Source organism: Bittarella massiliensis (ex Durand et al. 2017) (assembly GCF_017566145.1).
Taxonomy (GTDB): Bacteria; Bacillota; Clostridia; order Oscillospirales; family Ruminococcaceae; genus Bittarella; species Bittarella massiliensis_A.
Window position 1 is genome coordinate 1 of the sequence record NZ_JABFCL010000391.1, and the last position, 210, is coordinate 210.

1 pseudogene is annotated in these 210 nt (G+C 48.6%); it reads left to right on the plus strand.

The annotated features are described in order from the left end of the window. Positions 1-210, plus strand: a pseudogene (locus HJY11_RS14780) (glycine--tRNA ligase); the annotation flags it as partial.

Below are 210 nucleotides of genomic sequence, written 5' to 3' on the forward strand. Positions count from 1 at the left end.
AGGGCGTTACGGAAGATGCCAAGAGTGTCGTATATCTTCGTCCGGAGACCGCCCAGGGAATCTTTGTAAACTTTAAGAATGTACAGCGTACATCGAGAAAGAAGATTCCATTTGGCATCTGCCAGGTCGGCAAATCATTCCGTAATGAGATTACGCCGGGCAACTTTACCTTCCGTACACGGGAGTTTGAGCAGATGGAGCTGGAGTTCT